Genomic DNA, 19,513 nt, shown 5'->3' with positions numbered 1-19,513 from the left:
CAGGCCGCCGACAAAGTTGCCGTCTTTTCGCCTTTTCCCCCCATGGAGAAGGAGCGAAAGCCTTGGTTTTTCTTCAGGAATTGCCAAGTGGTGTCCGCAATGATGGTAGAGCGCCCTGCGGCGCGCGAATGGTGAGCTGATGGACGAGACGCCTTTTGGCGACGCCGACTCCCTTCACGAGGAGTGCGGCGTTTTTGGAATTTTCAGACGGACCGACGCGTCGGCTCTCGTCACCCTCGGCCTTCATGCGCTTCAGCATCGGGGACAGGAAGCGGCGGGCATCGTCTCCTTCGACGGCGCCCAGTTCCACATCGAGCGCCACGCCGGGCTTATCGGCGACAACTTCACCAAGCAGGCGGTTCTGGAACGCCTGCCTGGTGATTGCGCTATCGGCCACACCCGCTATTCCACCACCGGCGGCGGCGGCCTGCGCAACGTGCAGCCCTTCTTTGCCGAGCTTTCTGCCGGCGGGTTCGCCGTCGCGCACAACGGCAACATCACCAATGCCCGCACCGTTCAGCGCGATCTTCAGCGTCGCGGCTCGATCTTCTCCTCCACCTCCGACACGGAAACGATCCTGCATCTCGTGGCGACGTCAGGAGCCCGGCGCTTCGTCGACAAGTTCATCGATGCGGTGTCGCGCCTCGAAGGTGCCTTCTCGCTCGTCGGCATGTCGCCCAAGAAGATGGTCGGGGTGCGCGATCCGCTGGGCATCCGCCCCCTGGTGCTCGGCGACCTAGAAGGCTCGCCGATCCTCGCGTCTGAAACCTGCGCCCTCGATATCATCGGCGCCGACTTCGTGCGCGATATCGAGCCCGGCGAGGTGGTCGTGGTGACGGAAGACGGCATCGAGAGCCTGTTTCCATTCCAGGCGCGGCGCCCCCGCTTCTGCATTTTCGAATACGTTTATTTCGCCCGGCCCGATTCCATCGTCGAGGGTCGCAACGTCTATGAGATTCGAAAGCGCATCGGCGCGGAGCTCGCGCGGGAAAGCGGCGTCGAGGCGGATCTCGTGGTTCCGGTGCCCGATTCGGGCGTTCCGGCGGCCATCGGTTACGCTCAGGCGGCGAATCTGCCCTTTGAACTCGGCATCATTCGTAACCACTATGTCGGGCGCACCTTCATTCAGCCGAGCGATGCCATCCGCCATATGGGCGTCAAGCTGAAACACAACGCCAACCGCGAGGTGCTGGAAGGCAAGCGCATCGTTCTGGTGGACGACTCGATCGTGCGCGGCACCACTTCGCAGAAGATCGTGCGCATGGTGCGCGAGGCGGGCGCGAGCGAGGTCCATATGCGCATCGCCAGCCCGCCGACCCGCGCCAGCTGCTTCTACGGCGTCGACACGCCCGAGCAGTCCAAGCTTCTCGCCTCGCACATGAGCGTGGAGGAGATGGCGGAGTTCATTCACGTGGATTCCCTCGCCTTCCTGACGATCGACGGGCTCTATCGCGCCGCCGGAGAGCCCGAGCGCCATCATCTGCAACCGCAGTTCTGCGATGCCTGCTTCACGGGCGACTATCCGACATCGCTCACGGACCACGACGCGAACGGCGACAAGGATCGCGAACTGCCGCTCCTGGGAGGGATCGTTTAGTCATGACCGGACGCCTCGACGGTAGAACCGCCCTTGTCACCGGCGCCTCACGCGGTATCGGTTTTCAGCTCGCGCGGCTTCTCGCCGCCGAGGGCGCGCATGTGATTGCGGTGGCGCGCACCGTGGGTGGGCTCGAGGACCTCGACGACCTCATCAAGGGCGACGGCGGCAGCGCGACGCTGGTGCCGCTCGACCTCAAGGACATGGGCGGGATCGACCGGCTCGGCGGCGCCATCGCGGAGCGCTGGGGAAAGCTCGACATCTTCGTCGGCAATGCCGGGCGGCTCGGCGTTCTGGCGCCCATCGGCCACATCGAGGCGAAGACCTTCGAGGAGGCGATGACGGTCAATGTCACCTCCACATGGCGGATGATCCGCTCGCTCGATCCGCTGCTTCGCCGCTCGGACGCCGGCCGCGCCATCATCATGTCTTCCGGTGCCGCGCATTCCTGCAAGGCGTTCTGGTCGCTCTACGCGGCCAGCAAGGCGGCTGTCGAGGCGCTCGCCCGCTCCTGGGCGGCGGAGACCGAGAACCTGCCGCTCAGGGTGAATTCGGTCAATCCTGGCGCAACACGCACGGCCATGCGCGCGCAGGCCATGCCCGGCGAGGACCCCAAGACTTTGCCGACGGCAAAGGAAGTTGCGGAGAAGATCCTGCCTCTCGCCCTTCCCGACCTTACCGAGACCGGACGCGTTTTCGACGTGCGGCAGAACCGATTTCTCAACTACCACATGCCGGATTGATACCGGCAGGCGTCGTTCGACGATCAATCGAGCGGCGCTTGAGTCTTCTGCAGAACCGAATCCGAACGCTCAGGTGAAAAGATCGGCGGCTTCCGGCATTCCCGTCGGCAGACCGTCGAGACTGACCGAGTTCTTCTCGCGCCGGTATTCGACCAGCCCTTCCTCACCCTTCTTCTCAGCCCAGCGGGTCAGGGTTGGCCGTTCCCCGACATAGTCGAAGAGCGGCACGCCGAAGCCGCAGGACGTGAGCACCAGCTCGACATCGAGCAAGACGATCTGCCGCGCGCCGACAGGCGCCTTGCCGTCGTAATGCTCCGCAAGAAACGCCTCGAAGGCTTCCGAGCCATGGAAGGCGCTTCGCCCCCGACCGTAGAGCCGCAGGATGAGCGGCGCGCCCTCGAACGCGCAGAACATGATGGTGAGGCGGCCATCCGCCTTGAGATGGGCCGAGGTTTCGCTGCCGCTTCCCGTCAGGTCGAGATAGGCGACGCTCCGGTCCGACAGAACGTGAAAGTGCTCCGTCGAGCGCGGCGAGATGTTGATCCGGCTCCCTTCGGCGGCGGACGCCGCGAAGAACATCCTCTGCCGCCGGATGAACTCCCGCCGGCTCTCGTCAATGGTCTCGAAGCGTTTGGCCATCCCTGCCCTTCCCTGATTTTTGCGCCGATCCCGCCCCGCAGTCGGTCAGTAGCCGTGCTCGTGCTCGTGTTCGCGCTCGCGCCGGGCGCGCTCGCGATAGGACCGGACAGAGAAGACGATGGAGATGAAATAGGCGACTGCCGTCGCCGCCAGCGTCTGCCAGAGGAAGCTCATGAGCAACGCGACGTAGAGCACGACGAGCAGAATGAGCGGAACCACCACGTCGCGCCTCAGGCGGATGCCGACGCTCTTGCCGGAAAAGGTCGGCAGGCGGCTCACCATCAACAGACCGATGAAGACGATATAGAGAGCCGAGAGCGTCGCCGTCGCCGGATAATAACCAAGGTCGACGCCCATGAAGCTGAGATACATGGGCAGCATCGCCAGCCCCGCCCCCGCCGGCGCGGGCACACCGACAAAGTAGCCGGTGTGCCATTTCGGCTGGTGCGGATCGTCGAGCATGGTGTTGAACCGCGCCAGACGCAGGGCGCAGGCGGTGGCGTAGAGGAGCGCCGCGATCCAGCCGAGCGACCCCGCCTCCTTTAGCGTGTGGGCGTAGAGCAGCAGACCCGGCGCGATGCCGAAATTGACGATGTCGGCGAGCGAATCCATCTCGGCGCCAAAGCGGCTCTGCCCCTTCAGCAGGCGCGCGATGCGGCCATCGATGCCGTCGAGGGCTGCGGCGCCGAGAACCATGGCGACGGCGATCTCAAAGCGCCCCTCAAAGGCAAGCCGGACGCCCGTCATGCCGGCGCAGATGGCGAGCAGCGTGATGAGATTGGGGATGATGCTGCGGAACGGGATGCGGCGGCGGGCGGACGCGCCCTCGTCCTCGCCGTCGAACGGCGCGAAGGGAGAAGGGCCGGCCATCAGTCGCGCCGCGCGGGCCACGAAACAAGGCCCTCCCCGAATTCCGCGATGACGGTCTCGCCGGCAAATGCGTTCTGGCCTTCGGCGACTCGCGCGACCGCGCCATCAGGTAAATAGACATCGAGGCGCGAGCCGAAGCGGATCAGGCCGAAACGCTCGCCCGCCTCGAGCCGGTCGCCGCTGGCGGACCAGCACACGATACGCCGGGCAATGAGCCCCGCGATCTGAACGACGCCAATCTCTCCCCTCGCCGTTTCCAAAACCAGCGAGTTGCGCTCGTTGTCCTCGCTGGCCTTGTCGAGCTCGGCGTTCCGGAACTGGCCCGCGCGATAAATGATGCGGCTGATCTTTCCGCGCACGGGGCTGCGGTTCACATGGCAGGAGAACACGTCCATGAAGATCGAAATCCGCAGCATCGGCTCGTCGCCGAGATCCAGCTCTCGCGGCGGCAGGACATGACCGACCAGGGAGACGCGGCCGTCGGCCGGGCTCATCACGAGGTGTTCTGCGAGCGGCGTCACCCTTTGGGGGTCGCGGAAGAAATACGCGCACCACAGCGTCAGGATGAATCCGATCCAGAACAGCGGCTGCCACAGGAAGCCGAGCACCACCGACACCACGAAGAAGCCGGCGACGAAAGGCCACCCCGCCCGGTGAACCGGGGCCAGAGCGTTTCGAATGGATGCGAAGATATGCATGGTGTCAGGCATCTCCCTTGCCGGCCTGGACGGGATGAGCGCGCCCCGCGATCAGTTGACTTCCGCCGGCTTGCGCCGTTCGATAGCACCAATCGCATCGGTTTCGCGAGCCCGACGCAGCGCCTCTTCCGCTTCGCTCGCCTCGCGCTGCATCGCCCACATCTCCGCGTAGAGGCCGCCAAGCTCCAAAAGGGTTCGATGATCCCCGCGCTCGACGATCTCGCCGGCCTTGAGCACGATGATCTCGTTGGCATTGACGATGGTGGACAGGCGGTGGGCGATGGTCAGCGTCGTGCGGTTCCTCGACACCAGATCGAGCGCCGACTGAATCTCCTGCTCCGTGTGGGTATCGAGCGCCGACGTCGCCTCGTCCAGCACCAGAATTGGCGGCGCCTTGAGGATGGTGCGAGCGATGGCGACGCGCTGCTTCTCGCCGCCAGAGAGCTTCAGCCCGCGCTCCCCGACCATGGTGTCGAAGCCCAAAGGCAGCGTTTCGATGAAGTCCGAAATCTGCGCCAGTTCGGCGGCTCGCCGCACCTCCTCGTCGCTGGCGTCGGTCCGGCCATAGCGGATATTGTAGGCGATGGTATCGTTGAACAGCACCGTATCCTGCGGCACGATGCCGACCCTCGCGCGCACGCTCTCCTGCGCGACATCGGCGAGATTCTGCCCGTCGACGAGGATGCGCCCGGCGGTGACGTCGTAGAAGCGGAAAAGCAGACGCGAGATGGTCGACTTGCCCGCGCCGGACGGCCCGACAATGGCCACCGAATGGCCCGGCGGCACCTCGAAGGAGATGCCCTTCAGGATCTCACGCTCGGGATCATAGCCGAATCGGACGTCCTCGAAACGAATGGCGCCATCCGTTACCACGAGGTCCGGCGCACCGTCCTTGTCCTTGACCTCCTGCTCGACGTCGAGGAGCGCGAACATCTGCTCGATATCCGTCAGTCCCTGTCGGATCTCTCGATAGATCGAGCCGATGAAATTGAGCGGGATCGAGAGCTGCATCAGCAGCGCGTTGATGAAGACGAAATCGCCGAGGGTCTGCGTGCCCGCTCGAACCTCCAGCGCCGACATCACCATGACCGCCGCCATCCCTAGGCCGAAGATCGCGCCCTGGCCGAAATTGAGCCAGCCGAGCGAGGTCCAGATGCGGATGGCCGCAGCCTCGTAGCGCGCCATGGCACCGTCGAAGCGCTCGACCTCCATCCGCTCATTGCCGAAATACTTGACCGTCTCGAAGTTGAGCAGCGAGTCGATGACCTTGGTGCCTGCATCGTTATCGGAGTCGTTCATCTCGCGGCGGATGGCGATACGCCAGTTGCTGGCCGCCACCGTGAACCAGAGATAAAGGCCGACCGTGACGGCAACGACGACGAAATAGGAGAAGCCGTAGGCAAGGACGAAGATGACCGCGGTGAGCGCGAACTCCAGCAATGTCGGCAGGGTGTTGAGGATGGTGAAGCGGACGATCGCCTCGATCCCCTTGGTGCCGCGATCGATGATGCGCGACAGCCCGCCGGTGCGCCGCTCCAGATGAAAGCGCAGCGACAGCCGGTGCATATGGACGAAGGTCCGGCGGCCGAGCTGGCGCACCGCATGCTGCCCCACACGGGCGAACAGCGCGTCGCGAAGCTGGTTGAGAGCGACCGCGACGACGCGCGCGAAATTATAGGCGACGACCAGCGTCACCGCGCCGGTGATGGCCAAGGGGAGCCAATCGCGCGCCGAATGGGTGCCGTTGAGCGCGTCCGTAGCCCATTTATAGAAGTAGGGGATAAGAACGGTCAGCACCTTGGCGAGCACCAGGAAGACCGAGGCCCACAGCACCCGAGCCTTGAGGTCCGGTCGATCGTCCGGCCACATATAGGGCCAGAGATTTCGCAGCGTGGTGAATGTGCCTCCGCTGTCAGCCGAGACCGTCTTGCGCGGTGGTTTGGTCAATGCCTGCTTCCGTCGACAAAACGGCTTTGGGCGAAGCAGGACCGCTCCGCCTCAAAGCCGCGCCAAAAAGATGTTTGAGTGGCCTCAGTTCACTGCGGCCGCGCGATCTTTCGCTTCCCCCTCGTCCACGGGAAGGCGAAACACCTGGCCGGGGAAGATGCGGTCCGGATCGCGGATCTGATCCCCATTGGCCACATAGATCACGGTATAGCGCCTGCCAAGGCCGTAGGTGTCGCGCGAGATAGCCCAGAGCGTGTCACCCTTGCGAATGATCACGCGTCCGTCCTGGGGCACAAGGGGCGGCTGGCGCAGCACCGCGATGGACTGAGCCGCATCGGAAACCTGCTCGTCCGGCTGGGTCGACGCCCGGTCGTCGCCGCTCGACATGCCGGGCGCCACGGCTGCCGTGTCATGTTCGTTAGGACGGTTGAAGACCACCTCGACGCGAGCGGCGACGGCGCCGTCCTGCCCGATCTGGTCAGCGCGCACCAAATGGTTGCCAACGGGAACGGCAGTCCGTCCGGCAACGAGGAAGCGCCGCTTGGAAGAGGTATGATCCTCGCCCAGCAAGCCGTTGTCGAGATAGACGCGGACGGTCGAGCCATCCTCTGCTGCCCCGGCGACGAACATCTTGTCGCCTTCCACCTCCACCGCCTCCACCATCAGGACGGCGTTGGCCGCGGCAGCATGGGCAGATGCGGGATTGTTGGCAGATCCAGGATTGGACGTCGGCGTTACCAGCGTCGCCGCGCCGATATCCGCGACAGCGGAGTCGGCCGCGCCCTTGGCCAGAGGCGCAGAAGACTCGGCCTCAGCGGTGGTGGCCGCGTCGGGCGAGTTCGACGAAGCCGACGGCTTATCGGACGGCCCGAGACTGGCAACTTTCTCCGCGGGCCCATTCACAGCAGGCACACTGACCAGACGCGAGGGCTGTCCCGGCGCCTCGATCATCGCCAGGAGATCGCTCTCGTGCCCGCGCGGCGGAACGCTGACCACGGCCACGTCATCCGACAGCACCGTCGTTGCGCCATTTTCATCCGCCAAGGCCAGGCGCATCTGGTGCGGCCCCGTCGCCAGAGGCTGATCGAGCACCAGAGCAAAATCCCCGTCGGGCCCGGCCTTGTCGATGGCCAGCGTTCTGCCTTCCTCCACCAGCACGACCGTCGCGCCCGCCGGCGCTCGGCCGGCGATGACCGTCGAGCCATCCGGCTCCACGCGCAGCAGATCAAATCTTGGCTTGGCGCTTCCGCCCGCTTCCGCCCCTTGCGAGGGTAATGGCGGCTTGACCGCCGAGGCCGGCATCGCGTCATTGGGTTTGTCGACAGATTTGTCGACGTCGGCGCTCGAAGCCCCGACGTCGACCTTCGAACTGTCTGCAAGCGAGGCGACATCTGTACCGGACTGGCCGGCCTCAGTGCCAGCCGTTGGCGCGTCAACGCCCGAGGACGCTGCCATTGGCGCGTCGTCCGCGGCCGGCCGCGGCGTGATCGAGTTCCCCCGATCGAGAACGCTCCAATAGCCGGCCAGGACGGCTGCAAGCAGCGCGCATGAGGAAATCAGAGTGGCGGGCAAAGGACGTTTCATGGCAGTCGCTCGCGATCCCGCGGGGCCCCCGGATCATCGGTTTTCCAATGGTTTATCCAAGGACGGCAAGGCAAACAAGTGATCGGCGTCAATTGTGCGGGTTCTGATGCAGACGAGCGAGCCGGAAAAACCTGCGAGCATACCAAGCTTCAGGGGCGCCACGGCGAGCGATGAACTGTCGATCCCTGCGAAGAAAGCCGGAATTTCGGTCCGGTCAGGGCCTCGAGCCGCCGTTTGAAACGCCTGTTTGCCACGAGATCAGCCGAAATCATCGCTCTTGCGGTAAATCTCCTTGAAATCTGGACTTCATCTGGTAGGAGGAACGCACCGGAGAGGTGGCCGAGTGGTCGAAGGCGCTCCCCTGCTAAGGGAGTATACGTCAAAAGCGTATCGTGGGTTCGAATCCCATCCTCTCCGCCAGACCGCTAATGAAATCAATATTTTCCGTGGATGAATTGGCTCGTGCCATAACCGTTGCCATCGCCCGGATTTCCACAGACCAACGCGCCTGGGATCACGCTTCAATCGGCCGCTTCACAGAAGACCCGCCGTCATCGCGCTGACGCTTCGCCTTTGCTCGTTCCTTCGCCCGCCTGCGATGCTCCAGCCGGGCACACTCGGCGCACCGCTTGGTGTCGCGCCGAGTGACACCACGAATCGGCCCGCCGCAGTCGATGCACCGGACGGCTGAAAGCGGTCCCTTCTCCCGAAGCGTCCGGGCCGCCGTTCGGCACGGGATGCAGCAGAACTTGGTGTCGGTCTTCTTGGCACCGACGATCGGCGCGCCGCAGTGCTGGCAGGTCAGCTTCGCGAGCTTGGTTCGAACCTCCTGCTTGTGGAAAGCAGAGATGGAAGCGGCTCGGCACCCGGCGCAGCAGTATTTCTGCCAGACGCTCCGGGCCTCGTAGCCCTTTCCGCACCACGCGCATGTTTCGTCGGCAAGGTCTTCGAGCTTCATCCGCAAGCCCTCCGATCATTGGCAGCGCAGACGTAGCAGCAGAAGCGCTGTTGCTTGCGCTTCGGCTTGAACATGCCGCCGCAGCCCTCGCACCGCCGCGCCGGCTGACGTTCGATCCATGCGGCCTTGTTCGCCTTCCACTGTGAATAGGCTTCTTCGCCCCATCGCTGGCGCTGGCGGTCCATCTTGGCAGCATGGGCGCAAACATCGCTGCACCAAAGCCGGTTCTCTTCGGGGAGCGGCTTGCCACAACGGGCGCACCGCTCGCGAAGGATCGGCAGGGCTCCGGGTTGCGTCCACTCCGGTTGTCCTTCGTACCAGTTCGGGCGCTTCGCCCCCACGATACTCAAAGCCGCCGAGACGACATCGATCGCCGCCGCATCGGCATAAGCCCACTGCCAGCCTTGAAGGCACAAGCTTTGACGAACGCCAGTCCGGCACGGCCCCTCGGCGGCAAAAGGCGTCGGTTCGGCCGCCTGCATGATTTCAGTTAGCTTGTCGATCAGCGCTCGCCGCCGGTCCTTATTGAGCCGCCGAGGTGGCGCCGGCTGGACGCGAATCGAAAGGATCGGGGTTCGCGCCAGCACGATCAGGCCGCCTTGTCATTTTCGCCCCAGTTCACCAGCGTCAGCGCCGCGTTCACGTCGCCTGGCGACAGGCCGGCTTCCTTGGCCTTCGCCAAGGCCTCGACGATGGTCGAGAGTGCGCGCGCCCGGCCGCCGGCGTCGAATGCCTGGACGGGCCGCAGCAGGTCCACCATGACGGCGCTGCCGAGCTTCCGGGTCGCTTCCTCGGCGAGAAGCATGGCGATCGGCTGGAGGGTCCAGCCCGCAAGGTGCCGTTGCGCTTCCCGGACAAGCGGTCCCTGCGCATTCGAGGCGAACAGCGCCGGCAGCACGCCGAAGGCTCCACAGATCGCGTCACGGCTCGCCTGGAGGGTTTCGCCGGCCATGGAGCGCGACAGGTCCGGCGTCACGTCTTGAGGGCGCCAGTCCTGTTGCGGAGCCGGGCCGCCCGCTGCCGTCACGTTGACGGACTCGCGGAGCAGCACGCGCCCGCGTCGGCCGCGAAAGCCGCGTCCCATCGCTTCAAGGTCGGTTTCCTGCGACTCGGGGAAGGGCACGATCTGCGAGCCCAGGGGCGCATTCTCGTAAACCTCGGCGAGCGCCACTTCGATAGCGTTCAACATGCCCGCCGTGAGGCTCGCTCGCCGCAGCGGCGGGGTGCCGTAGTAGGGTGCCACCGGATCGCAGCCGATGCGGATATGCAGCACCTCGCCGGCCAAGGCGGTTTCGTTGCGGCCGCCGCCGGCTTCCGAGACGCTGACACGATAGGCGGTCGGCTTGCCGTTGCGGGTCCGCAAATCCCAATCGGCGCACGGGATCAAGCCGGCGTCGTCAATGAGGAAGACGGCCTCGCCGCGAAGCGCCAGGGAACGGCCGATCAGCGCCAGCGAGTGCCGGTCGATCAGGTCGGTTCCCGACACGTCGGCGAGCGCGAAGCACCCTTCCCACAACGATATGCAGCCTTGCGCGGTGGCGGTCAGCTCGGCGATGCCGGTGCGCCCGGAGATATAGGCTTCCCGCGCCGCCATGATTTCCGCCGTGAAGCCGGACGCCGCCGAGCGCTTTTCATACTGCGAACCGTTCACAGTATGACGCTTTCCGAATAGCCATCCGAGCATGTCAGGCCCTCCGATAGGGGCGCAACAGATCGCCGGCGCCGCTGTTGTTGATGGCCTCGGCGAGCCAGGACGCCGAGCGGTGGTGTGTCAGGGAAATCGAGCCCGCCGAGGTGCTTTCCGAGGTCGCGCCCGCCTTGCCGGGTTTCGCGGCCATGTATTCGGCGAGGCGCCGGAAGGCTTCGGCGACAGCGGCCGGAACGTCGCCGCCGCCAACGGTCCCGGTGAAGCGGTAGGGTCCGCAGCCTGACAGGCAGAAGCCGCCGAAGGGCGACGACGAGAGGGTCACAGTCTCCCACGCCTCGCCGCGCCAAACCTCCATGGTGGCGATCGTCGCGGGCTTGAGCGGCGGTTGCCAACCGCCCGGACCTTCCACGATCCATTCGACGGCTCGCTCGCTCCAGCGGTGCGCGGTGTAGGTTTCCAGGCGCTGCCAGATCATGTCAGCGTCTAGCGCCGCCGCAGCGGCCGACAGCGCCACGGATAGGGTCGGATAGGCGCTCGGCGCGGCTTCGGTCTGGCGTAGCGTGTCCGCCATCACAGCCTCCAGCGATTGAGATGATGGGTCGGAACGATGATGCCGGAGGGCGTCGTCTGCCAGTTGCGGGCCTCGACGGTGGCCTCGTCATAGGCAGGCCGCGTCACGATCGACAGCTCGAATAGGATCGCCTGGAAGATCGTCCGTATCAGCGCGCGGCCGAGGCTCGGCGGTTCTTCCTCGACGGTCTCGGCTTCCTCCAGTGGCACTGCGGCGGGCGGTGGGATGCGGAAGCCCGGCGACAGGCCGAACACCAGCCGGGACGTGATCAGCGCGAACAGGTCTTGGGCATAGGAGGTATCGGCCACCTCGGGCACGATCTCGGCATCGAAGGTCAGGGCCTCCGGCGTGTCGTTGAACACCAGCGTGCCGTTGTTCTTGCTGGCGAGCGGCCTGTCGAAGGAATGCCCGACCAACAGGTGAATGTCGGCGGGCGCCTCCAGGCTGTAGGTGAAGGCGCCAGGCGCGAACTGTTCCTTGCGAGGGCGGCCCGTCCTGCCACCGTCAGACAGCACGGCGCGCTTGTTATAGGGGAATCGCCCCCGGATGCGGCGCCCCCCATTGCGGGAGGCGCGCAGCTCCAGGGTCGATCCTTCAAAGCCGCCCGTCAGCATCTTACGCCGCCAGTTCGAGCTTGATGCCGATGATCAACTGGAGCTGAGACGGCCGCGCCACCGTCACGTCAACCGTGGTCAACGCCGTGATCCGCAGCCCGCCCGACTGAGCGTCCGAATAGGGATCGCGGATCATGTCCACGCCGCCCCATGCGCCGACGAAGATCGGCGAGACGCCGCCCGCCGCCGTGGTCAGCAGGGATTCGGTTTCGAGCGGATCGCCCGTCGGATCGGCCAAGGCGTTCGCGCTCATGGCGATGTTGCCCGCCGGGATGTTGCGGAGCAGCCGATCCCACTCGGTTTCATTCAGCGGCTCGATTGCAGCGCCGTCCAGCACGGCCCACAGCTCGGGACGAATGAGCGCCCGCACGGCAGACGGCGAGCCGGCGGTGTTGCCGGTCATGAACCGCACCACAGCCGAACGGAAGGCGCCCCAGGTCGCGAGGTTCAGCGTGTCATCGGTTGACGTGATGCCGTAGGTCGCCGCCCCGGTGATGACGCCGAGCGGTTCGCCATCCGCCCCGGTGCCGAGGAAGATTGCCCGGTCCAGCTCGGTCGCGATGGCGCCGTTCATGTCGCGGCGAACCGCCTGTTCCAGCGCCGCCCCGGACTGCTTCAGCGTCTTGCGGGTCAGCCGCATCTGAATGCCGAGGTTGTGGTCGGGCTTCATCGGCCGGTCGGTCGTGGTGAAGGCGGTTGGCCCGGCGACGTTCGCGGTCTCGCCGGAGGCCCAGCCCGCCGAAACGGCGCTCGTCACCACCGGCCATTCGATGGCGCCGGAATCGATGTTGATCATCTGCGCACCCATGCGCGCCGCCACGCTGTCGGGGAACAGGCGATCGATGATCGGCCGCGTCTGGATCGGATCGGGCACGCCCGCCGCGACGGTCTCGCCGGCTCGCCTTTCGAGCGCCGCCCACGGCACCGGAACACCGCGATAGCCGCCCTGCGAACGCATCTCCTGCACCACTTCGGCGGTCGCACCGTCGAGCTGCCGCCCTTCGTCCAGGGCAAGCGCCACCTGCCGCAGCTCGAAACGGTTGATCAGCTCGGCGAAGTCGCGCTCCGAACGGGTTTCCAGATCGTCTTTGGCTTCCCGGCGCTCGGCATCCTCGGCGATCAGCGCGCCGCGATACCGGATTTCATTGCTCCGATATTCCGCATCCAGGGTTTCCATCGAGCGGGTTTCATCCTCGCTCGGGTCCGACTTCCCGACCAGCCCCGCAAGGGCCTGACGAATCTCGGACTGTCGCCGAGCGATCTTCACGGATTCAAGCATGGTGGTTCCTTTTCAAGCAGGTCGCGCCAGGCTTTCCTTGCTGGCGACAGGGGGGATATGCCGGTTTCTTCGGCCGTTACTTTCGCGTGACACGACACACACAAGGTCAGCAGGTTTTCGAGGGAATAGGCGAGGTCGGGATGCGTCTTGACGCGCTTGACGTGATGGACTTCGAGCCGGCCAGCGGCGCCGCACTCGGCGCACCGGAAGCCGTCGCGCCGCTTCGCGAGATATCGGACGGCCTTCCATCGCGGGGTGCGATAGATCGCGGCGCCGGCCCGGTCGTAGGTCATGCCCATACCGGCGCCCTCTTCGTTCGGACGGGGCGGGCCGTGCGGCGGGCGCCTTCGGCGACGGCGAGGATGGTGGATGCCGCCGCGTCGATCCTGCCGAGCGAGCGCCCCTTCGCCAACTTCGCGTTCGAAGCCGGATCTATCAAAACGACGGCCTCGCTGAATGCCGAGCGCAGCAGCAGCGAGGGCGTCGTCTTCACCAGCCGGTCGAAGCAGGCGCGCCGGAAACGCTCGATATCCTCCGAACCGTCTTTCCATCCCATGCCGCGCCAGACGATCGGCGCCCGGATGCCGGCCTTATCGATCGCCTCGCCGAGTTCCGCCTGTTTGTAGCGGTCCATGACCAGCGCGGCGATTTGCTCGCCCTCGACATGGCGCATGGCCTCCACCAGCCATTCGGCGACGGGGACGGTCTGAGCGCCGAGGGTGAACAGCTCGCCACGGCCGCGCATCTGGACGTAGCGGTCCTTCACGCCGTCCACCTGTCCGCGATTGAGAAGCGAGGGATGCGAAGGAAACCAGCCGATGGCTTCGAGCCGCCCGCTCTCAAACCAATAGTAGCTCGCCGCCGTCATGCTCGCCGAGCCGCCGAGGTCGATCCCGACAACCACAGGCCCGGCGCGCGGCGGCAGCTCCGACGCTTCGCAGGCGAGCCATTGATCGGTGGTCAGAACAACGTCGCGGTCCTCGCCGGCAACACGCTGATTGAGATTGTAGAGGCGCCAGGAAGTGAGTGCGGAGCCGCCGCGATCGACGGCGCGCCGGGCTTGCGCGGTCAACCATTCGATCGAGGCACCGACGCCATAGGCCGCGCCGGGATTCGCCTTGCGGATTTGCTCCACGTCGTCTGGAGCGCAACCGTCGTCGGCCTTGTGCTCCTGCCGATAGACGCCCGGCTGATCATCGTCCAGCCATCGGGAGAACGGATGCGAATCGTCGGGCGCGCTCGTTGAGATGAGAAGCATCCGGCCGCCACGCTTGCCGCAGCCGGACGAAAGGGCGTGTTCCAACGCATCGCCCTTGTCCCGATCCCAGTTGCCGCGTTCGTCGCAGATAACCAGCGAGGGCGATGTGCCCAGGGCGTTCTTGCCATCGGCCGCCAGAACGCGAATGAGGTGCGGGCCGTCGTCTGACTCGTATTCGATTTCGAGGCGGGGCGCCCGGCGGAAGGTCAACCGCTTCTGCACGTCCTCCGGCAGGGTGCGAGCGAGCCCGGTCACATAGTCCCAGACGATGCGCCCCTGATCTCGCGTCCGCGCGGCGACCAGACATTCCCGCCGAGGCTGCGGGTCGATCTCGCCGAGAAGGTGCCCAAGGGCAACGCCAGCCGTCAGGGCCGACTTTCCGCCGCCCCGCGCCACCGAAAGGACGCCGATCGAAATTCCCTTCGCCAGGGCGCCCCGGAGGAATTGCTTCTGATAGGGTGCGAGCTTCAACGGCTTGCCCGAAAGCGCCCCTGTCGGCACCTCCAGGCCCTCAATGAAGCGGATGGCACGGGTCGCCGGGGTCATGACCACCCCCCGAACCTGCGAGCGAGAAAGAGAAACCCCCGCTCCGCGTGCGCCGTCTCCCCCCAACTGCCCGGCATTGGGACCAGATCGCCCATCAGCGCCTCGCCTGAAGCTCGTAGAGCGCGCCACTGGCATCGCGGGCGGCATTGATCACCTGATAGGTCTCGCCTCCCACGGTCACGCTGTCGGCCTCCGAGGGTGCGATGGCGATGGTGGTGGTGAGGATGATCACGCGAACGTCGCTGATACCGATCAACGCGCCGTCGCGGTCGGCATCCGCGTAGTTCTCCACCCAGCCCTTGCCCACGTAGTCGGCAGTGCCGCCCGATCCGCCATCGGGATCGTAGGGATTTCCCGGCAGGGTGCGCGTCACGACGATATCGCGCGGGACGTTCGCGTCGGTCAGCGCATCCGTCACCAGTTCAGCCAATTCGCCTTCGAGGATTGAACTCATACTCGCCTCGCGTGGCCACTGCGAAGCTTATAGGCTTTTCATCCTATTTTTGCAAGAGAACTAAGATCATAGTCCTATTGGTCCGAGTTCCACTTCGACTCGTATTCCGCCGCTTCGTCGTCCTCATCTCCAGAGGCCGACAGCCACTCTCGCGTTGAAATGTCCGACGCGTCAGACAAAACGCCGCCCGGTATCCTTGAGGTCTTGGTGAGAGTAGCAGAGGTATCATCATCCTCCCTACCGCCCACCCTAGATGGTAATAGTACTGTGTACTCATTTTGGGGACAGTCAGACGCCTGAAAAGGGCCTAAACTGTCCTCATTTTGGGGACAGGTGTCCTTATTTTGGGGGGATGGTGTCCCTATTTTGGGGACAGTTTCCCCTATTTTGGGGACGGGCTTTTTTTCTTGGGCCTGCCACTGCCGATAGTCTCGTGTCGGCTGTTGGCCCATGAAGCCGATCTCGGTCAGACGCCAGCACGTCGCCTTGCCCTGCCCATCAACGCCCAGGTGGCCGACCTCGGTCGGACGAATCCAACCGAAGTCCTGCAACTCCTTGAACCATCTCTCAATGGATGTCGGCCCGGCGCCGAGTTCGTCAGCGGCTCGCCGCACCGATAGGAAAATGCGCCCGTTATTCCGGCCGTTGAAATAGCTCTTGAGGCAGAAATAGAGGCAGCGGGCGCCGTAGCTCATGGCCTTCCAGGCGGGTTCCTTCAGCGTGGCTTTCGCCACGCCGACGAATGCGCCATCAGGAACCGCGTCCCAACTCTCGCGCGTTGCCTTGCCCTTCCGGCTCAAATCGCCCCCCTATTGAGGCCGATTAGCCCTTCATCCGAAAGCCGGCGCCGCTCCCGGTTCAATTCACCCTCGGTCTTCACAAGGATGGTTTGCACCGGATAGCCGCGCCGATGGACGTTCAGCGCGAAGCCCTGTCCGAACGGCTCGAAGGTGAAGTAGCTCTTGTCGCCAATCACCTCTTTCGGATCACAAGGCCGCTCGAAGGGCTTGCGGCCGCGCCGCAGATCGCGAGGGCCGCTCATTCGCCGTCCTCCCGCGAGAGTTCAGCATCGGCCTCGCCATCATCACAAACGCCGATTTCGCCATCCGTCGTCCAACCGAGAGACGGCTCGCCTTCGTCCAGATTCCAGCCGTCGCGCCGCATGGCCTGTTGCTGGTCTATGGCCTCGGTCCAGCCGAGCGAGTGTTCCCGATCCTCGTCCGGTTCGCCCTCGTCTCCGACGTCCTGTTCACGGTCGTCAGTCAGGCGGTCGTTCCAATTCGGCCCGCCGCTTGTCCAGCCGAGATGGGGTTCATCGTCGCCGTTTGATTCAAGGTCAGGGTCGGCGTCGGCCGCGTCCAACAGGGCGATGGCGATCTCGATTGCCGCTTCCAGGCGGGCGCGGCGGTTCTGGTCGGTGTTCGGCGCCACCATCATGCAACCTCCCGATCACGGTCGGCCGCGTGCAACTGGCGATGATGAAGGCGGCACAGCCACCTTACAGCCAGCGGCTTTTCGTAATCCTCGTGGTGGCCGTGGATGACGGCATCGTCTTCGCCGTGAACCGCGCCACAGACTTCGCACGGCCCGCGCTCGATTAAACCTTTGCGGAGCGCGGAGCGCAGTGCGGCGTGCGCCCACATTGCTTTCGGATTAGAGCAATTCCACTTCGCTTGTGGAGAAAGGCGCGGTGCGCTATCGTCCAGGGTATCGATTGCCTTGCCAACGGCTTCGACATCAGCCCCGTCAGCGCCTGCCAGCGCGGCGGGGTTTCTCGTGCAAGAGGTCATGCTGCCCTCCCGCGAGCCGCAGCGATGCGGTCGGCGATCCATTGCTCAACTTCGCTGCGGATGAAGGCAATGCGCTTATCGCCAAGAGGTACAGCAGGCGGAAACTTACCTTGAGCACGCCAACGGTTGATGGCGGTACGGCTGAGAGAAGTCAGCCGGCAGGCATCATTGAGACTGATTAGGTGGGGGGTGTCGGTCATTTGCCGCTCCGTATGTCGAGCGACCTGTTTGACTAAGCCGCTCTAGTTGAACGGCATCATCAATATGCACGGAAATCCTTCTGGTCTTTCCGAGTTAAGCTCGGCACCTATCCCGTAAACGGCACCCTCGCGCATATGCCTCTGCCGCTCGGGACGGTGCCTTCTCCTGACCCGGCCACAAGACTTCACCCATCTCGCGCAAGACAATCGCGGGTTCCTGCTCTTTGGCGTCAATGGCCCTTAGGGCTTCAATTCGGCCGTTGCGGCGCTCCCGTTCCTTCTTAATGGGAGCATCCTCATCGTCGGGATTCTGATAGCGGTATTGCTCATCAAGCAGATACTCGCGCGCCTTCTGCAACTGGAGGTCGATCGGCATTCGCAGATCAAATGTGACGGCCAACTGCCCTTCGTCACGTTCATCATCAACGAAGAAGTTGAAGCCGTCATATTCCTCGAATTTGAGCCACAACTCCTGATCCCCGATAGCAGGATTGAGCAATGAATAGAGCCCATATTTTCCCGGATCGGCTGCCGACACAGTAAATCCGGGTCCTTCGGGATCACTGAAAGCTATGGCGGCTAGGCGTGTCATTTCCTCATCGGAGAAGATCGCTAGTTCCTCTTTCGGAACAATGAGGCCGCTGACAACCGCCTCGGCCAACGCGATCTTGGGAGACCAAACGAATTCCGCGCGGTAGGGCGCGGCAAGAGCCTCAAACTCCGCGCGGTATTCGGGACGGCGGCGCAGAAATTCCCACCGCCACCGATCGTCCGACCATCCGTTGTAATATCCATACTCGTCTAGGTCGCGCCAGGGCGGAGTTCCCCACTCGTTCATGCTGAGACCCTCCGCATGGCAACAACACTCCCGCTGCTACCGGCCACGCAATAGTCTGCCCAAGCGTCCATCAGCTTGCGTCGTTTGTCGAGGGCATCGCCGCGCCGATAGGCCCGTTCCACTGCATTGCCGACATGGTGCGCCAGCGACCATTCGGCGATCTCGCGAGGATAGTCGGTTTCCTCGCCGGCCCAATCCCTGAACATCGAGCGCAGTCCGTGAAGGGTTGCCGTCTTGTCGGGAGAGGCGAGCCGCAACGCCTTGGTCATCGCCGTGTCGGATATCGGCCGCCCGTCAACGCCTCCGCCGAAGATCAGGTCGCCCGTCGCCCGCTGTCGCATGGCTTCCACGATGGCGAGCGCCCGGTCGGACAGCGGCACCACGTGTTCCTTGCCCGCCTTCATCCGCTCGCCGGGAACGGTCCAGGTTTTCGCGTCCACGTCGATCTCGGCGAAGGTTGCGCCTCGCACTTCGCCAGTCCTCGCGGCGGTCAAGGTGATGAACTCCACAGCGCGCGCCGCCGTGCCTGAACTCTCCCGCAGCTTCGCCATCATCTTCGCCGCCTCGGCATATGCGAGCGCCGCGTGGTGCCCCCGCTGGAGCTTCTTGCGGGCGGGCATCACCTTGTCGAGAAGCCCTTTCCATCGCGCCGGATTGCCCGCCGTGCGCCAGCCATGGGCGATGCCGTAGTCAATAACGGCCTGGATGCGGGAGCGCAGCCGATCGGCTGTCTCTGGCCGCTTCTGCCAGTGAGGCAGCAGGCATTCTTTCACGTCGCCGATGACGATGCCGGCGATCGGGAGCGGGTGCAGCGGCTTGGCATACTCGCGCAAGGTCATCTCCCATTGCGCGCGGTGCTTGTCGTTGGTCCAGTCGGCCGCCTTCGCTTCAAGCAGAGATTCCATGCAGTCGGCGAAGGTCACGACGCGAGCCGGTTTCCGCTCTGTCTTCGGGTCATCGCCCCGCGCCAGCTTTGCACGGATGGCGTCGGCCTTCTCCCGCGCCAGCGCCAGCGAGACGGGAGCCGTTCCTTGCCCGTAGCCGCCGAGGCCGATCTCGGTGCGCTGGCCGTGGCGCTTGAAGATGAAGAACCACTGCCGGGAGCCGCCCTTGCGGATGCGGATGAAAAGCCCGTCGCCATCGCTGTAGATGCCAGGTTTGTCGAGCTTGCGGAGGTTGGACTCCGACAACTTGTGGCGCCCCATTTTCCTCGCCTGTTGCCATAACCGTAAAAGCGACATTACGGGCTATATTGGCAACTTCAAGCACTTATTGACAG

23 protein-coding genes and 1 tRNA gene are annotated in these 19,513 nt (G+C 64.6%); 3 read left to right on the top strand and 21 right to left on the bottom strand.

What is annotated here, in order from left to right:
* Positions 1 to 139: 139 nt before the first annotated feature.
* Both purF and B5D38_RS15620 read left to right on the top strand, forming a co-directional pair.
* A complete protein-coding gene (purF, locus tag B5D38_RS15625; protein ID WP_078709367.1) occupies positions 140 to 1,597 on the top strand; it encodes an amidophosphoribosyltransferase in 1,458 nt (485 codons plus the stop codon).
* Between the two features lie 2 nt (positions 1,598 to 1,599).
* On the top strand, positions 1,600 to 2,340 hold the full coding sequence (locus B5D38_RS15620) for an SDR family NAD(P)-dependent oxidoreductase (RefSeq protein WP_078709366.1): 741 nt from the start codon (positions 1,600 to 1,602) through the stop codon (positions 2,338 to 2,340).
* Positions 2,341 to 2,409: 69 nt separating this feature from the next.
* On the opposite strand, the gene B5D38_RS15615 is transcribed toward B5D38_RS15620, so the two are convergent.
* The 5 genes from B5D38_RS15615 to B5D38_RS15595 all read right to left on the bottom strand — a co-directional run bounded on the left by B5D38_RS15615 (position 2,410) and on the right by B5D38_RS15595 (position 8,078).
* The gene (locus tag B5D38_RS15615) at positions 2,410 to 2,979 is read right to left on the bottom strand and encodes a pyridoxamine 5'-phosphate oxidase family protein (protein WP_078709365.1); all 570 of its coding nucleotides are present in this window, start codon (positions 2,977 to 2,979) and stop codon (positions 2,410 to 2,412) included.
* A 45-nt stretch (positions 2,980 to 3,024) separates the two neighbouring features.
* Positions 3,025 to 3,849: a CDP-alcohol phosphatidyltransferase family protein gene (locus B5D38_RS15610; RefSeq protein WP_078709397.1), complete on the bottom strand. Its 825-nt coding sequence runs from the start codon at positions 3,847 to 3,849 to the stop codon at positions 3,025 to 3,027.
* Positions 3,849 to 4,547 (bottom strand): phosphatidylserine decarboxylase, encoded by a 699-nt coding sequence (locus tag B5D38_RS15605; protein ID WP_078709396.1) that lies wholly within the window; start codon positions 4,545 to 4,547, stop codon positions 3,849 to 3,851. The genes B5D38_RS15610 and B5D38_RS15605 overlap by 1 nt, the downstream gene beginning before the upstream one ends.
* A 51-nt stretch (positions 4,548 to 4,598) precedes the next feature.
* Complete coding sequence (locus B5D38_RS15600; protein ID WP_078709364.1) at positions 4,599 to 6,494, bottom strand: ABCB family ABC transporter ATP-binding protein/permease; 1,896 nt, start codon at positions 6,492 to 6,494, stop codon at positions 4,599 to 4,601.
* Between the two features lie 84 nt (positions 6,495 to 6,578).
* A complete protein-coding gene (locus B5D38_RS15595) occupies positions 6,579 to 8,078 on the bottom strand; it encodes a LysM peptidoglycan-binding domain-containing protein (RefSeq protein WP_116002777.1) in 1,500 nt (499 codons plus the stop codon).
* 329 nt (positions 8,079 to 8,407) lie between these two features.
* On the opposite strand from B5D38_RS15595, the gene B5D38_RS15590 reads away from it, so the two are divergent.
* Positions 8,408 to 8,498 (top strand) — tRNA-Ser (locus B5D38_RS15590).
* Between the two features lie 94 nt (positions 8,499 to 8,592).
* Here B5D38_RS15590 and B5D38_RS15585 read toward each other — a convergent pair.
* From B5D38_RS15585 to B5D38_RS15510, 16 genes are all read right to left on the bottom strand, one after another.
* On the bottom strand, positions 8,593 to 9,036 hold the full coding sequence (locus B5D38_RS15585) for a hypothetical protein (RefSeq protein ID WP_078709362.1): 444 nt from the start codon (positions 9,034 to 9,036) through the stop codon (positions 8,593 to 8,595).
* Positions 9,033 to 9,623 carry a hypothetical protein gene (locus B5D38_RS15580; protein WP_078709361.1) on the bottom strand — a complete coding sequence of 197 codons (591 nt, stop codon included), beginning with the start codon at positions 9,621 to 9,623 and terminating at the stop codon, positions 9,033 to 9,035. The genes B5D38_RS15585 and B5D38_RS15580 overlap by 4 nt, the downstream gene beginning before the upstream one ends.
* A 2-nt stretch (positions 9,624 to 9,625) precedes the next feature.
* A complete protein-coding gene (locus tag B5D38_RS15575) occupies positions 9,626 to 10,687 on the bottom strand; it encodes a phage portal protein (RefSeq protein WP_245319268.1) in 1,062 nt (353 codons plus the stop codon).
* Positions 10,688 to 10,721: 34 nt separating this feature from the next.
* Positions 10,722 to 11,255 carry a hypothetical protein gene (locus B5D38_RS15570; RefSeq protein ID WP_078709359.1) on the bottom strand — a complete coding sequence of 178 codons (534 nt, stop codon included), beginning with the start codon at positions 11,253 to 11,255 and terminating at the stop codon, positions 10,722 to 10,724.
* The gene (locus B5D38_RS15565) at positions 11,255 to 11,869 is read right to left on the bottom strand and encodes an HK97 family phage prohead protease (protein ID WP_078709358.1); all 615 of its coding nucleotides are present in this window, start codon (positions 11,867 to 11,869) and stop codon (positions 11,255 to 11,257) included. The genes B5D38_RS15570 and B5D38_RS15565 overlap by 1 nt, the downstream gene beginning before the upstream one ends.
* 1 nt (position 11,870) lies before the next feature.
* Positions 11,871 to 13,148 (bottom strand): phage major capsid protein, encoded by a 1,278-nt coding sequence (locus B5D38_RS15560; protein WP_078709357.1) that lies wholly within the window; start codon positions 13,146 to 13,148, stop codon positions 11,871 to 11,873.
* Positions 13,133 to 13,447 carry an HNH endonuclease gene (locus B5D38_RS15555; protein WP_078709356.1) on the bottom strand — a complete coding sequence of 105 codons (315 nt, stop codon included), beginning with the start codon at positions 13,445 to 13,447 and terminating at the stop codon, positions 13,133 to 13,135. Before B5D38_RS15555 ends, B5D38_RS15560 begins: the two co-directional genes overlap by 16 nt.
* Positions 13,438 to 14,952 carry a terminase large subunit domain-containing protein gene (locus B5D38_RS15550; RefSeq protein ID WP_078709355.1) on the bottom strand — a complete coding sequence of 505 codons (1,515 nt, stop codon included), beginning with the start codon at positions 14,950 to 14,952 and terminating at the stop codon, positions 13,438 to 13,440. The genes B5D38_RS15555 and B5D38_RS15550 overlap by 10 nt, the downstream gene beginning before the upstream one ends.
* A gap of 94 nt (positions 14,953 to 15,046) precedes the next feature.
* Positions 15,047 to 15,406 carry a hypothetical protein gene (locus B5D38_RS15545; protein WP_078709354.1) on the bottom strand — a complete coding sequence of 120 codons (360 nt, stop codon included), beginning with the start codon at positions 15,404 to 15,406 and terminating at the stop codon, positions 15,047 to 15,049.
* A 74-nt stretch (positions 15,407 to 15,480) separates the two neighbouring features.
* The gene (locus B5D38_RS15540) at positions 15,481 to 16,206 is read right to left on the bottom strand and encodes a helix-turn-helix domain-containing protein (protein WP_078709353.1); all 726 of its coding nucleotides are present in this window, start codon (positions 16,204 to 16,206) and stop codon (positions 15,481 to 15,483) included.
* Entirely contained in the window at positions 16,203 to 16,448 is a 246-nt protein-coding gene (locus B5D38_RS15535) for a hypothetical protein (RefSeq protein ID WP_078709352.1), read from the bottom strand. The genes B5D38_RS15540 and B5D38_RS15535 overlap by 4 nt, the downstream gene beginning before the upstream one ends.
* The gene (locus B5D38_RS15530; protein WP_078709351.1) at positions 16,445 to 16,843 is read right to left on the bottom strand and encodes a hypothetical protein; all 399 of its coding nucleotides are present in this window, start codon (positions 16,841 to 16,843) and stop codon (positions 16,445 to 16,447) included. Before B5D38_RS15530 ends, B5D38_RS15535 begins: the two co-directional genes overlap by 4 nt.
* Complete coding sequence (locus B5D38_RS22585) at positions 16,840 to 17,196, bottom strand: hypothetical protein (RefSeq protein WP_245319266.1); 357 nt, start codon at positions 17,194 to 17,196, stop codon at positions 16,840 to 16,842. Before B5D38_RS22585 ends, B5D38_RS15530 begins: the two co-directional genes overlap by 4 nt.
* On the bottom strand, positions 17,193 to 17,396 hold the full coding sequence (locus B5D38_RS15520) for a helix-turn-helix transcriptional regulator (protein WP_078709349.1): 204 nt from the start codon (positions 17,394 to 17,396) through the stop codon (positions 17,193 to 17,195). The genes B5D38_RS22585 and B5D38_RS15520 overlap by 4 nt, the downstream gene beginning before the upstream one ends.
* A 94-nt stretch (positions 17,397 to 17,490) precedes the next feature.
* Positions 17,491 to 18,234 (bottom strand): transcriptional regulator domain-containing protein, encoded by a 744-nt coding sequence (locus B5D38_RS15515; RefSeq protein ID WP_078709348.1) that lies wholly within the window; start codon positions 18,232 to 18,234, stop codon positions 17,491 to 17,493.
* Positions 18,231 to 19,439 carry a tyrosine-type recombinase/integrase gene (locus B5D38_RS15510; protein WP_078709347.1) on the bottom strand — a complete coding sequence of 403 codons (1,209 nt, stop codon included), beginning with the start codon at positions 19,437 to 19,439 and terminating at the stop codon, positions 18,231 to 18,233. The genes B5D38_RS15515 and B5D38_RS15510 overlap by 4 nt, the downstream gene beginning before the upstream one ends.
* Between the last annotated feature and the right edge of the window lie 74 nt (positions 19,440 to 19,513).

Origin of the sequence: Consotaella salsifontis (genome assembly GCF_900167365.1) — a bacterium.
Classification (GTDB): Bacteria; Pseudomonadota; Alphaproteobacteria; order Rhizobiales; family Rhizobiaceae; genus Consotaella; species Consotaella salsifontis.
The sequence above is the reverse complement of the archived record's forward strand: the minus strand, read 5'-3'. Positions and strand labels throughout refer to the sequence as shown.